The sequence below is a fragment of the Streptomyces sp. NPDC054794 genome (assembly GCF_053611585.1).
Map to the genome: position 1 here is coordinate 1 of NZ_JBSHAQ010000108.1, position 12,012 is coordinate 12,012.

The following is a 12,012-nucleotide window of genomic DNA, read 5'->3' on the forward strand; positions in this document are numbered from 1 at the left end:
GAGCCGACACTGCCACGTCGACTCCGGCCGCCCTCGCGTCACCTACTGCACGCAGAACTCATTGCCCTCCGGGTCCGCCATGATCACCCACGCCCCGGCCGGCTCCGTCACCCGCCGCACGACGCTCGCGCCCAGCCCCTGAAGCCGTTCGACCTCGCGGTCCCGCAGCCCCTCACCGGGGTGCAGGTCGAGGTGGAGCCGGTTCTTGGCGGTCTTGGCCTCGGGGACGCGCTGGAACAGCAGTCGCCGTCCCAGCCCGGTGCCGCGTTCGTTGTCGTACGGGTCGTCGGGGTGCCGTACGGCGATCAGGTCCCGGAAGGCCGGGCGGCCGTGGAACTCGACGGTGGCCGCGCCGGGCAGCGCGCCCAGTTCCAGCAGCCGCTCGACGAACGCGCTGTTGTCCTCGACCTCGTAGTGCAGCGCGGCGGCCCAGAAGTCGGCCTGCATGTGCGGGTCGGCGGCGTCGATGACGAGCTTCCAGTGCAGCGGGGCGGGCGCGGTCGCCGGAGTCTGTGTCATGCCGACCACTTATAGCCGACGTGGACGGACCTGACAGCGGAACCGTGGCCCGGCGCCCCGGCGCCCCGGCGCCCCGGCGGCTCTAGCCCTTCGCCTCCAGCGGGCCCTCCGGCCCCGCGGACACGCCCTCCACCTCCCGTGCGGCCACCTCCGGCGCCGTCTCCACCGCGCCGGCCGGCCGCCCGTTCCGCGGCGCCGGGAGCCCGGCCGCGAGGGCCTTCGACGCGCGGTGCGCGGTGCGCAGGGCGTCCCCGGTGAGCAGGGCAAGGGCCAGCCAGACCAGCGCGAACCCGGCCCAGCGCTCGGGCGGCATGGCCTCGTGGAAGTAGAGGATGCCGATCAGGAACTGGAAGACGGGGGCCAGGTACTGCAGCAGGCCGAGCGTGGAGAGCGGTACGCGGATCGCCGCCGCCCCGAAGCAGACCAGCGGGAGCGCGGTGACGACGCCGGTCGAGGCGAGCAGCGCCGCGTGTCCCGCGCCGCCGGTGCCGAACGTGGACTCGCCCTGCGCGCTCAGCCACAGCAGGTAGCCGAGCGCGGGCAGGAACTGGATCGCGGTCTCGGCGGCCAGCGACTCGATGCCGCCCAGGTTGACTTTCTTCTTCACCAGCCCGTAGGTGGCGAAGGAGAAGGCGAGGCAGAGGGAGATCCACGGCGGACGGCCGTACCCGATGGTCAGTACGACCACGGCGGCGAACCCGACGCCGACCGCCGCCCACTGCGTGGGCCGCAGCCGCTCCTTCAGGATCAGCACGCCCATCGTGACAGTGACCAGGGGGTTGATGAAGTACCCGAGCGAGGCCTCCACCACGTGCCCGGCGTTCACGGACCAGATGTAGACGCCCCAGTTGACGGTGATCACCGCGGCCGCGAGCGCGATCAGGGCCAGCCGGCGCGGCTGCCGCAGCAGTTCGCCGGCCCAGGCCCAGCGCCGTACGACGACGAGCGCGACGGCGACGAAGACGAGGGACCACACCATCCGGTGGGCGAGGATCTCGACCGAGCCGGCGGGCTTGAGCAGGGGCCAGAACATGGGGACGAGGCCCCACATCCCGTAGGCCGCGAAGCCGTTGAGCAGACCTGTCCGCTGCTCGCCCTTCGCCGCCCCGTCGCCCCTCGATATCCCGTCACCCTTGGATGTCCCGGCCACGGGCCCCTCCTGCTCACGTCGCGCCTGCTCGCCGGGACGACGGTAGCGCCGAGCACCCCCATCTGTCATGCCCGTATCGCCATACGGTCATGACAGGTGGAGGTGGGGTGCGTCCAGGTGTCCGGAGAGGGCGGTGTCAGTCCTTGAGCGCGGCGGCGATGGCCTCGGAGAACGGGGTCGTCGGGCGGCCGGCCAGGCGGGACAGATCGCCGCTGGAGACGACCAGTTCGCCCTTCGCGATGGACGCGTCCACGCCGACGAGGAGCTCGGCGAATGGCGCGGGCAGCCCGGCGCCGGCCAGGATGCCCTTCAGGACGTCGCCGGGAACGTTGTTGTAGGCGATCTCCTTGCCGGTCCGCGCGCTCAGCTCGGCCGCGTACTCGGCGAAGCCCCACGACTCGTCGCCGCCCAGCTCGTAGGTCCGGTTCTCGTGGCCCTCGCCGGTCAGCACGGCGACGGCGGCGGCCGCGTAGTCGGCGCGGGAGGCGGAGGAGACCCGGCCCTCACCGGCCGCGGCGACGACGGCGTCGTGCGCCAGGACCGGGGCGAGGTTCTCGGTGTAGTTCTCGTGGTACCAGCCGTTGCGCAGCAGCGCGTAGGGCAGGCCGGAGGCGAGCAGTACCTCCTCGGTGGCGCGGTGGTCGTCGGCGAGGGCGGCCGTCAGGCTGCCGGGGGCGCTGGTGTACGCGAGCAGCGCCACGCCGGCCGCCTTCGCGGCGTCGATGACGACCTTGTGCTGCTGGACCCGACCCTTGTCGAACTCGGTGCCGGAGATCAGCAGCACCTTGTCGCCGGCCGCGAAGAGTCCGTCGAAGGTCTCGGGCGCGTTGTAGTCGGCGACGGCGATCCGTACCCCGCGGGCGGCGAGGTCGGCGGCCTTGGCCCTGTCGCGGACGACGGCGGTGACCTGGTCGGCGGGGACCTTGTCCAGCAGCTGCTCCACGACGTGGCGGCCGAGGTGTCCGGTGGCTCCGGTGACGACGATGCTCATGTCTGCGATCTCCTTGTGGGTGTGTATGTCACTAACCCTAGGAGCGGCACTAACTCAGCGAAAGTACCCACTTTGAAGTAAGGTACTGGCATGGCAGTAAGTAACCTCAACGCCGAGAAGCGCGCCGAGGCCGAAGGGATGTGCCCGTACCGCCTCGTGCTGGAGCACGTCACCAGCCGCTGGGGCGTCCTCGTCCTGATCCGGCTCCTGGACCGCTCGTACCGCTTCAGCGAACTGCGCCGGGCGATTGCCGAGATCGCCCCGGTCAGCGAGAAGATGCTGACCCAGACCCTGCAGACCCTGGAGCGCGACGGCCTCGTCCACCGCGACGCCAAGCCGGTCATCCCGCCCCGCGTCGACTACTCCCTCACCGACCTGGGCCGCGAGGCGGCGCAGCAGGTGCGGGCTCTCTCGCTGTGGACCAGGGAGCGGATGGGGGACGTCGAGCGCGCCCGCCTGGCATACGACGAGGCCCGGGCGGAACAGACCCGGGCGTCGTGAATCGTCGACTGCGTCAGCCGACCGTCGTCCGACGGCCTCAGCCGACCACCGTCCAGGTGTCGCCGCCGGCCAGCAGCGCCGCCAGGTCGCCCTTGCCGTGGTGTTCGACCGCCTCGTCCAGCTGGTCGGCCATCTGCGTGTCGTAGACCGGGCGCTCCACCGACCGGAACACCCCGATCGGCGTGTGGTGGAGGTTGTCCGGGTCGGCCAGCCGGGACAGGGCGAACGCCGTGGTGGGCGAGGCCGCGTGGGCGTCGTGGACCACGAGCCGTGCCTCGTTCTCCGGGGTGACCGTGACGACCTCCAGGTCGCCGGTGGCCGCGTTGCGGACGACCCCGCGCGTGCCGTCGGCGCCGAAACGGATCGGCTGCCCGTGTTCGAGGTGGATCAGTGCCTCCTCGGCGGACTGCCGGTCCTTCAGGGCGTCGAAGGCACCGTCGTTGAAGATGTTGCAGTTCTGGTAGATCTCGATCAGCGCAGTGCCCTGGTGGGCCGAGGCCGCGCGCAGCACCTCCGTCAGGTGCTTGCGGTCGGAGTCGATCGTGCGCGCCACGAACGACGCCTCCGCGCCCAGGGCCAGCGACACCGGGTTGAAGGGGGCGTCCAGCGACCCCATCGGCGTCGACTTCGTGATCTTGCCGACCTCGGAGGTCGGGGAGTACTGGCCCTTGGTGAGGCCGTAGATCCGGTTGTTGAACAGCAGGATCTTCAGGTTCACATTGCGGCGCAGGGCGTGGATCAGGTGGTTGCCGCCGATGGACAGCGCGTCGCCGTCACCGGTGACCACCCACACGCTCAGGTCCCGGCGGGTGCTGGCCAGGCCCGTCGCGATGGCGGGGGCGCGGCCGTGGATCGAGTGCATGCCGTACGTGTTCATGTAGTACGGGAAGCGCGAGGAGCAGCCGATGCCCGAGACGAAGACGATGTTCTCCTTCGCCAGGCCCAGCTCCGGCATGAAGCCCTGCACGGCGGCGAGGATCGCGTAGTCACCGCAGCCGGGGCACCAGCGCACTTCCTGATCGGACTTGAAGTCCTTCATGGACTGCCTGGCCTCGGCCTTGGGGACGAGCGAGAGCGCCTCGATCGTGCCCGTGCCTTCCGTGGACGTCTCAGCCATCGATGGCCTCCTTGAGCGCCGTGGCGAGCTGCTCAGCCTTGAACGGCATCCCGTTCACCTGGTTGTACGAGTGGGCGTCCACCAGGTACTTCGCCCGCACCAGGGTGGCGAGCTGGCCGAGGTTCATCTCGGGGATCACCACCTTGGGATAACGCTTCAACACCGTGCCGAGATTCCGCGGGAAGGGGTTGAGGTGGCGCAGATGGGCCTGCGCGATGGACTCCCCGGCCGCGCGCAGCCGCCGTACCGCGGCCGTGATCGGGCCGTACGTCGAGCCCCAGCCCAGCACCAGCGTCTCGGCCCCGTGCGGGTCGTCGACCTCCACATCGGGTACGTAGATGCCGTCGATCTTGGCCTGGCGGGTGCGGACCATGAAGTCGTGGTTGGCCGGGTCGTAGGAGATGTTGCCCGTGCCGTCCTGCTTCTCGATCCCGCCGATGCGGTGCTCCAGACCCGGGGTGCCGGGGACGGCCCAGGGGCGGGCCAGGGTCTTCGGGTCGCGCTTGTACGGCCAGAACACCTCGGTGCCGTCGGCCAGCGTGTGGTTGGGGCCGGAGGCGAACTGCACGCTCAGGTCCGGCAGCTCGTCCACCTCGGGGATGCGCCAGGGCTCGGAGCCGTTGGCCAGGTAGCCGTCCGACAGGAGCATCACCGGCGTGCGGTACGTCAGCGCGATCCGGGCCGCCTCCAGCGCCGCGTCGAAGCAGTCGGCGGGCGTGCACGGCGCGATCACCGGGACCGGGGCCTCGCCGTTGCGGCCGTACATCGCCTGGAGGAGGTCCGCCTGCTCGGTCTTGGTCGGCAGACCCGTCGAAGGGCCGCCGCGCTGGATGTCGACGATCAGCAGCGGCAGCTCCAGCGACACCGCGAGGCCGATCGTCTCCGACTTCAGCGCCACACCGGGGCCGGAGGTCGTGGTCACCGCGAGGGAGCCGCCGAACGCCGCGCCCAGCGCCGCGCCGATCCCCGCGATCTCGTCCTCCGCCTGGAAGGTCCGCACACCGAAGTTCTTGTGCTTGGACAGCTCGTGCAGGATGTCCGAGGCCGGAGTGATCGGGTACGAGCCGAGGAACAGCGGCAGATCGGCCTGCCGGCTCGCGGTGACCAGGCCGTAGGACAGGGCCAGGTTCCCGGAGATGTTGCGGTAGGTGCCGACCGGGAACGCCTTGGAGGCCGGCGCCACCTCGTAGGACACCGCGAAGTCCTCGGTCGTCTCGCCGAAGTTCCAGCCCGCGCGGAACGCGGCGATGTTGGCCTCGGCGATGTCCGGCTTCTTCGCGAACTTCGACTTCAGGAACTTCTCGGTGCCCTCGGTCGGCCGGTGGTACATCCAGCTCAGCAGGCCCAGCGCGAACATGTTCTTGCTGCGCTCGGCCTCCTTGCGAGAGAGGTCGAACTCCTTGAGGGCCTCCACCGTCAGGGTCGTCAGCGGGACCGGGTGGAGGTTGTAGCCGTCGAGGGAGCCGTCCTCCAGCGGGCTGGACGCGTAGCCCACCTTCTGCATGGCGCGCTTGGTGAACTCGTCCGTGTTGACGATGATCTCCGCGCCGCGCGGGAGGTCGCCGATGTTCGCCTTCAGGGCGGCCGGGTTCATCGCGACCAGGACGTTCGGCGCGTCACCCGGGGTGAGGATGTCGTGGTCGGCGAAGTGCAGCTGGAAGGACGAGACGCCCGGGAGGGTGCCGGCGGGCGCGCGGATCTCGGCGGGGAAGTTCGGCAGCGTCGAGAGGTCGTTGCCGAAGGACGCCGTCTCGGACGTGAACCGGTCTCCGGTGAGCTGCATGCCGTCGCCCGAGTCCCCCGCGAACCGGATGATGACCCGGTCCAGGCGCCGGACGTCCTTCACCCCGCCCGGTTTGCGCTGCTCTCCCACAACGGTCCCGTCGGTCTGCTCCGCTGGGCTGCTGACCTGGCTGGTCACTGAACTTGACCTCCTTCGAGGCGGCTGTCCGGGTGTGGTCGTCCCACGGACCATCCCAGGATCAACCCTACGTCGGTTAGGGTCGCCTTCCCTCGGCCATTCGCATGATGGACGGCATTCCGAGACGACCCGTTGCCCTGTGGTGTCATGCTTACTCGCCCCCCTGGAGATGCGGTGGAAGACGCTTCCCGCTCGTTTCCCGGTTCTGGGTCCGCTGCTTTGCTGACACAGTGTCAGGCCATCATGAGTTCAGGTACGTGAGGACGGCCAGAACACGCCGGTGGTCCCCGTCGCTCGGCGACAGGCCGAGCTTCAGGAAGATGTTGCTGACGTGCTTCTCCACCGCTCCGTCGCTGACCACCAGCTGCTTGGCGATCGCGGAGTTCGTCCGCCCCTCGGCCATCAGCCCCAGGACCTCGCGCTCGCGCGGGGTGAGGCCGGCCAGCACGTCCTGCTTGCGGCTGCGCCCCAGCAGCTGCGCGACCACCTCCGGGTCCAGTGCCGTACCGCCCTGGGCCACCCGGACCACCGCGTCCACGAACTCCCGCACCTCGGCCACCCGGTCCTTGAGCAGATAGCCCACGCCGCGGCTGGAACCGGCCAGCAGTTCGGTGGCGTAGCGCTCCTCCACGTACTGCGACAGCACCAGCACGCCGAGCCCGGGATGCGCCTTGCGCAGCCGCACCGCGGCCCGCACCCCCTCGTCGGTGTGCGTCGGCGGCATCCGTACGTCCGCCACGACCACGTCGGGCAGCGCGTCCTGCGCGTGCAGGTCGGCGATCGTCTTGATCAGCGCCTCCGCGTCCCCGACACCGCCCACGACCTCGTGCCCACGGTCGGTCAGCAACCGGGTCAGCCCCTCCCTGAGCAGCACCGAGTCCTCGGCGATGACCACCCGCACCCTGTCCTCCACGATCTTTCGGCCCCCCAGCCCGTCTTCCTTCCCGGTCCGTCCATACGGAAGTCCAGCATTCCAGCATTCGGACCGCACCGCCCCCGGGCCACGGGAATCAGGGCAGTACATGTCAGGTCCGCCACTCGGGACGGCCTGTGGTCGATCAACGGTTGTGGTCGATCGACGACTGTGGTTGATCAACACCTGTTGACGTTCGTCGCCTGTTGATGATCCCGGGCATGCCACGGCCGCCCGCGCCCCGGTCCGCGGACCGAGGGGCGGGCGGCCGTGAAGCCGCGAGTCGTCACCGCCGCCAGGGGAGCTCCGCGGTCACGCGGGTGGGGCCGCCCCGGGGCGAGTCCACGACCAGGATCCCGTCGACCGCGTCCAGCCGCTCGGCCAGTCCCGCCAGGCCCGAACCGGCCGACACGTCGGCGCCGCCGAGCCCGTCGTCGACCACCTGCAGCATCAGCCGGTCGTCCGACCGCCACACGTCCACCGACGCCCGGCCGGCCCCGGAGTGCTTGCTGATGTTCTGCAGCAGCTCGGAGACGGTGAAGTAGGCGATCCCCTCGATGGCCGGCGCGGGCCGCTCCACCAGGTCCACCTCGACCTGCACCGGCACCGTGCAGCGGGAGGCGACCGAGGACAGCGCGGCGTCCAGCCCGCGATCGGTCAGGACGGCGGGATGGATCCCGCGGGCCAGATCGCGCAGCTCCTGGAGCGCCGTCTTCACCTCGCCGTGCGCCTCCTCGACCATCCGGGCCGCGGCGTTCGGGTCCTCCGTCAGCTTCTCCTTCGCCAGCCCCAGATCCATGGCCAGCGCCACGAGGCGTGCCTGTGCTCCATCGTGGAGATCCCGCTCGATGCGCCGCAGGTCCGCCGCCGCCGCGTCGACCACGACCCCCCGGTCCGACTCCAGCTCCACCACCCGCGTCGCCAGCCGCGACGGCCCGAGCAGCCCGTGCACCAGCACCCGGTCCACCGTGGTCAGCGCCCGCACGATCCACGGCGTGGCCAGCGTGAACAGCAGTCCGACCAGCGCCGTGACGGTGATCTCGAAGGGGTTGTCGAGATAGACGCTGTGGTGCGCGTCGCCGTAGAGCTGAAGGCCGCCCTGACCGCCGTACATCGGGAACAGCCAGAACCACAGCGGGTACGTCAGCAGCGCCCAGCCGTACGCCCAGAAGTTCACCGCGACGACGAACGAGAACACCGCCCACGGGAACTGCAGCACCGCGTACAGCAGGTGCCGCCACGAGGTGCCGTTCTTCAGGACCGCGCCCATCCAGGCCATCACGCCCGGCTTCCGCTGGGGCAGCGGCTCCGGTTCGGCCACCTCAAGGCCGAGCAGCCCGCGCGCCCGCGCCCGCTCCAGCACGCCGAGCCCCCGGCACCCGGCCAGCCCCGCCGCCAGCACCGGAACCCCGAGGAACGTCACCAGCAGGCCCGCCCCGAGCGACATCATCGTGACGGCGTAGACGAACATCAGGATGCCCACCGGCAGGCTCAGCAGGACGTACGCGAACTCGCGCCAGCTGCGTGCCTCGATCGGCGCCCGCAGCGCGGCGGGCAGCCGGTGCCGGCGTTCACCGCCGGGTTCGTACCCGTGCGTGTACCCGTACCCCTGTCCGTACTCCGTGGCCATCGGCGTCGTCCCGTTCTCCTCGTTCGGCGGCTGTGTTGCCGTACCTCCACCCTGCTGTCTCGCAGGTCGGCGGGACATGGAGGCCGTCGGCGTCTTGACCGGGGGGTTTTCCCTACCCCTCGCGGGGGGTCTGCGTCCGGTCCCGGCCGCCCGCCGGGTCCTGCGCACGGTCCCGCCAGGGCAGCTCCGCGGTGATCGTGGTCGGGCCGCCCGGCGGCGAGTCGACGACGAACAGGCCGTCGACGGCGCCCAGCCGGTCCGCGAGGCCGCGCATGCCCGTGCCGCCGTCCAGCCGGGCGCCGCCGCGGCCGTCGTCCCACACCTGTATGAGCAGCCGGTGCTCCGTCCGCCACACGTCGACGGCGGCCGTCCGCGCCCCGCTGTGCTTGCTGATGTTCTGCAGCAGCTCGGAGACGGTGAAGTAGGCGATGCCCTCGATCGCGGCGGCCGGTCTCGACTCCAGGTCGGCCGTCACCTTCACCGGCACCGTGCAGCGCGAGGCGACCGACGACAGCGCGGCGTCCAGGCCCCGGTCGGTGAGCACGGCGGGGTGGATCCCGCGCGCGAGATCGCGCAGCTCCTGGAGCGCGAGCTTCACCTCGCCGTGCGCCTCCTCGACCATGGCCGCGGCCGAGTCGGGGTCTTCGAGCAGCTTCTCCCTGGCCAGACCGAGCCCCATGGCCAGGTTGACCAGGCGGGCCTGCGCCCCGTCGTGCAGATCGCGCTCGATGCGGCGCAGATCGGCCGCCGCGGTGTCCACGACGACCCCGCGGTCGGACTCCAGTTCGGCGATACGGCGCTCCAGCTCGTCCGAGGGCGACAGCAGCCCGCGCACCATCGCCCGATCCACGTTCGTCAGCCCCCGGACGACGAACGGCAGCACCGGCCACAGCACGAACAGGCCGGTCAGCACGGTGACGAAGGTGAGGATGCCCCACGGCAGCCGGATCAGGTCGTAGAGCATCGTCCGCCAGCCCACCGGGTCCTTCAGTGCCAACCACAGCCGCTGCAGGCCGCCGACCCTGGCCAGCCGCAGCGGACTCGGCTCCTCCACCCGCACCCCGAGCAGTCGCCGGGCCCGCGCCCGCTCCATCCTCCCCAGCTGCCGCGCCCCGAACAGCGCGATCGCGAGCAGCGGGAAGCCGATCACGGTGAACGTCAGCGCACCGCTGACGCTCAGCGCCGCGACCGCGTACGTGAAGCCGAACACCGCCACCGGCAGGTTCGCCAGGAGATGCGCGATCTCCTTCCAGGTCTGTGCCTCGTAGGCGAAACGGGCCGGAGGCAGGGGATCGTCGGCGTCGGCCCACGGGCGGGCGCCGGCATCGGCCCGCGAGAGGGCCCCGGAGCCGGTCCGCGCGGTGCCGGCCGAGGAGGCCGAGGAGGTGCGAGCGGTCATGGGCGCTAGCCTGCCGCGCCCCGGGCCGCAGTGCCATGGAGTTCGCCGCCGCGATCCCCTGGGGAAAACCCCACCCCCGCGTCTCATGCTGTGACGGGCTGCTTACCCTCCCTTTATCAGGGCCTAGACTCCCGTGCGTACAGATCGTCGAATCAGCGGTTAACTGGGGTCACCACCAGGTCAGGGAGCGAGGACGACGTTGCGGGAGATGTTGGGGAACTCGACCGCCGTCCCGGCGGACATTGCGGCCGGCTACTTCCAGTCCTACTCGGTCGTGGGACTGCTGGCTCTGGTCGGCGTGCTCTTCGTGGCGGTCGCCTTCGGCGCGGGCCGCCTGCTGCGCCCCGTGGTGCCGACCCCGGAGAAACTCCTCACCTACGAGTGCGGTGTCGACCCCGTCGGCGAGGGCTGGGCCCACACCCAGGTCCGCTACTACGTCTACGCCTTCCTGTACGTGATCTTCGCGGTCGACTCGATCTTCCTGTTCCCCTGGGCGACGGTCTTCGCCGCGCCCGGCTACGGAGCGACGACGCTCGTCGAGATGTTCATCTTCCTCGGCTTCCTGGCCGTGGGCCTGCTGTACGCATACAAGAAGGGCGTCCTGACATGGACGTGACCCCGTCGGCCACCGAGCCGGTTCTGCTGCCCGAGCCGAAGCGCCTGGGCGCGCTCGCGCGCCTGGCTCCCGAGCCGATGAAGGTGGTCCTGAACTGGGGCCGCCGCTACTCGCTCTGGGTCTTCAACTTCGGCCTCGCCTGCTGCGCCATCGAGTTCATCGCCGCGTCGATGGCCCGCCACGACTTCATCCGCCTCGGCGTCATCCCCTTCGCGCCGGGCCCGCGCCAGGCCGACCTGATGGTGGTCTCCGGCACGGTCACGGACAAGATGGCCCCCGCGGTCCGGCGCCTGTACGAGCAGATGCCCGAGCCGAAGTACGTCATCTCCTTCGGCGCCTGCTCCAACTGCGGCGGCCCCTACTGGGACTCCTACTCGGTGACGAAGGGCGTCGACCAGATCATCCCGGTCGACGTGTACGTCCCCGGCTGCCCGCCCCGCCCCGAGGCGCTGCTCCAGGGCATCCTCAAACTCCAGGAGAAGATCGCCCGCGAGTCGCTGGGGGAGCGGTACGGCACCGTCGGAGCCCCGCGTGCCTCCACGGCCGCCCTGCAGAGCGGCCTGGTGAAGCCGCCGGCCGTCGAGGGGGATCCGCGATGACCACCGTCGGCTGGCTGCCCGCCCCGGTCGAAGAACTCTTCGGTACGGAGGCGACGGCCGAGGAGTCGTACGAGGTCCTGACGGTGGACGTCCCGCCGTCCTCCTGGCTCACCGCCCTGGAGACGGCCCGTACGACCCTGTCCTGCACCTACTTCGACTGGCTGAGCGCGGTCGACGAACCGGGCACGGGCTTCCGCGTCTCCGCGCACGTGGTCGCGCTCGCCCCGGTCCGCCGCCTGCTGGTGCGCACCACGGTCCCGCACGAGGCCCCGGCCCTTCCTTCCGCCGTCGGCGTCTACGCGGGCGCCGCCTGGCACGAGCGCGAGACGCACGAGATGTTCGGCGTGGCCTTCGAGGGTCACCCCGCGCTGGACCACCTGCTCCTCCCGGAGACCTTCGAGGGCCACCCCCTGCGCAAGGACTTCGTCCTGGCGGCGCGGGTCGCCAAGGCGTGGCCGGGAGCGAAGGAACCGGGCGAGTCGGACCACGGCGGCCCCAAGCGCCGCCAGATGCTGCCACCGGGCGTCCCCGACCCGAACGAGTGGGGCCCCATGAAGGGCCAGCTCCCACCGGCTCCCGCCCGCCCGGCCCGCGGCACGGCCCGCGCGGCGGGCGAACGCCCCACGCGCGCCGCGGGCGACCGCCCGGTACGCGCG

At 71.1% G+C, this 12,012-nt stretch carries 12 protein-coding genes; 4 read left to right on the forward strand and 8 right to left on the reverse strand.

Translation table 11 applies throughout. The annotated features are described in order from the left end of the window. Window positions 1-42 precede the first annotated feature (42 nt). The 3 genes from ACWGKT_RS47395 to ACWGKT_RS47405 form a co-directional block, all read right to left on the reverse strand. Window positions 43-519 carry a VOC family protein gene (locus tag ACWGKT_RS47395; RefSeq protein WP_453278644.1) on the reverse strand — a complete coding sequence of 159 codons (477 nt, stop codon included), beginning with the start codon at window positions 517-519 and terminating at the stop codon, window positions 43-45. An 82-nt stretch (window positions 520-601) separates the two neighbouring features. Next, the gene (rarD, locus tag ACWGKT_RS47400; protein ID WP_453278652.1) at window positions 602-1,570 is read right to left on the reverse strand and encodes an EamA family transporter RarD; all 969 of its coding nucleotides are present in this window, start codon (window positions 1,568-1,570) and stop codon (window positions 602-604) included. A 235-nt stretch (window positions 1,571-1,805) separates the two neighbouring features. After that, window positions 1,806-2,660, reverse strand: coding sequence for an SDR family oxidoreductase (locus tag ACWGKT_RS47405; protein WP_453278645.1), 855 nt, complete (start codon window positions 2,658-2,660; stop codon window positions 1,806-1,808). A 90-nt stretch (window positions 2,661-2,750) separates the two neighbouring features. Here ACWGKT_RS47405 and ACWGKT_RS47410 point away from each other — a divergent pair, with 90 nt between their 5' ends. Further along, a complete protein-coding gene (locus ACWGKT_RS47410) occupies window positions 2,751-3,161 on the forward strand; it encodes a winged helix-turn-helix transcriptional regulator (protein WP_453278646.1) in 411 nt (136 codons plus the stop codon). Window positions 3,162-3,198: 37 nt separating this feature from the next. Here the strand turns inward: ACWGKT_RS47410 and ACWGKT_RS47415 are convergent, their stop codons facing one another. From ACWGKT_RS47415 to ACWGKT_RS47435, 5 genes are all read right to left on the reverse strand, one after another. Continuing rightward, on the reverse strand, window positions 3,199-4,278 hold the full coding sequence (locus ACWGKT_RS47415; RefSeq protein ID WP_356148792.1) for a 2-oxoacid:ferredoxin oxidoreductase subunit beta: 1,080 nt from the start codon (window positions 4,276-4,278) through the stop codon (window positions 3,199-3,201). Next, window positions 4,271-6,199 (reverse strand): 2-oxoacid:acceptor oxidoreductase subunit alpha, encoded by a 1,929-nt coding sequence (locus ACWGKT_RS47420; RefSeq protein WP_453278647.1) that lies wholly within the window; start codon window positions 6,197-6,199, stop codon window positions 4,271-4,273. The genes ACWGKT_RS47415 and ACWGKT_RS47420 overlap by 8 nt, the downstream gene beginning before the upstream one ends. Before the next feature lie 241 nt (window positions 6,200-6,440). Then, window positions 6,441-7,100 (reverse strand): response regulator transcription factor, encoded by a 660-nt coding sequence (locus ACWGKT_RS47425; RefSeq protein WP_356148813.1) that lies wholly within the window; start codon window positions 7,098-7,100, stop codon window positions 6,441-6,443. 298 nt (window positions 7,101-7,398) lie between these two features. Next, window positions 7,399-8,742, reverse strand: a complete 1,344-nt coding sequence (locus ACWGKT_RS47430; RefSeq protein WP_453278648.1) for a sensor histidine kinase — start codon at window positions 8,740-8,742, stop codon at window positions 7,399-7,401. A gap of 112 nt (window positions 8,743-8,854) precedes the next feature. Next, window positions 8,855-10,141 (reverse strand): sensor histidine kinase, encoded by a 1,287-nt coding sequence (locus ACWGKT_RS47435; RefSeq protein ID WP_453278649.1) that lies wholly within the window; start codon window positions 10,139-10,141, stop codon window positions 8,855-8,857. A 208-nt stretch (window positions 10,142-10,349) separates the two neighbouring features. Between ACWGKT_RS47435 and ACWGKT_RS47440 the strand changes: the two genes are divergently transcribed. From ACWGKT_RS47440 to ACWGKT_RS47450, 3 genes are all read left to right on the forward strand, one after another. Beyond that, entirely contained in the window at window positions 10,350-10,757 is a 408-nt protein-coding gene (locus ACWGKT_RS47440; protein ID WP_453278650.1) for an NADH-quinone oxidoreductase subunit A, read from the forward strand. Beyond that, entirely contained in the window at window positions 10,748-11,356 is a 609-nt protein-coding gene (locus ACWGKT_RS47445) for an NADH-quinone oxidoreductase subunit B (protein ID WP_235456132.1), read from the forward strand. Before ACWGKT_RS47440 ends, ACWGKT_RS47445 begins: the two co-directional genes overlap by 10 nt. Further along, window positions 11,353-12,012 (forward strand): NADH-quinone oxidoreductase subunit C (locus ACWGKT_RS47450; RefSeq protein ID WP_453278651.1); only part of this gene is annotated, 660 nt, incomplete at its 3' end. The genes ACWGKT_RS47445 and ACWGKT_RS47450, both read left to right, overlap by 4 nt.

Bases quoted from the DNA above. Each gene is read 5' to 3' on its own strand.
- ACWGKT_RS47430 (WP_453278648.1), bottom strand. From the start codon at position 8,742: ATGGCCACGGAGTACGGACAGGGGTACGGGTACACGCACGGGTACGAA.
- ACWGKT_RS47440 (WP_453278650.1), top strand. From the start codon at position 10,350: ATGTTGGGGAACTCGACCGCCGTCCCGGCGGACATTGCGGCCGGCTAC.
- ACWGKT_RS47415 (WP_356148792.1), bottom strand. From the start codon at position 4,278: ATGGCTGAGACGTCCACGGAAGGCACGGGCACGATCGAGGCGCTCTCG.
- ACWGKT_RS47405 (WP_453278645.1), bottom strand. From the start codon at position 2,660: ATGAGCATCGTCGTCACCGGAGCCACCGGACACCTCGGCCGCCACGTC.
- rarD (WP_453278652.1), bottom strand. From the start codon at position 1,570: ATGTGGGGCCTCGTCCCCATGTTCTGGCCCCTGCTCAAGCCCGCCGGC.
- ACWGKT_RS47445 (WP_235456132.1), top strand. From the start codon at position 10,748: ATGGACGTGACCCCGTCGGCCACCGAGCCGGTTCTGCTGCCCGAGCCG.
- ACWGKT_RS47410 (WP_453278646.1), top strand. From the start codon at position 2,751: ATGGCAGTAAGTAACCTCAACGCCGAGAAGCGCGCCGAGGCCGAAGGG.
- ACWGKT_RS47395 (WP_453278644.1), bottom strand. From the start codon at position 519: ATGACACAGACTCCGGCGACCGCGCCCGCCCCGCTGCACTGGAAGCTC.
- ACWGKT_RS47435 (WP_453278649.1), bottom strand. From the start codon at position 10,141: ATGACCGCTCGCACCTCCTCGGCCTCCTCGGCCGGCACCGCGCGGACC.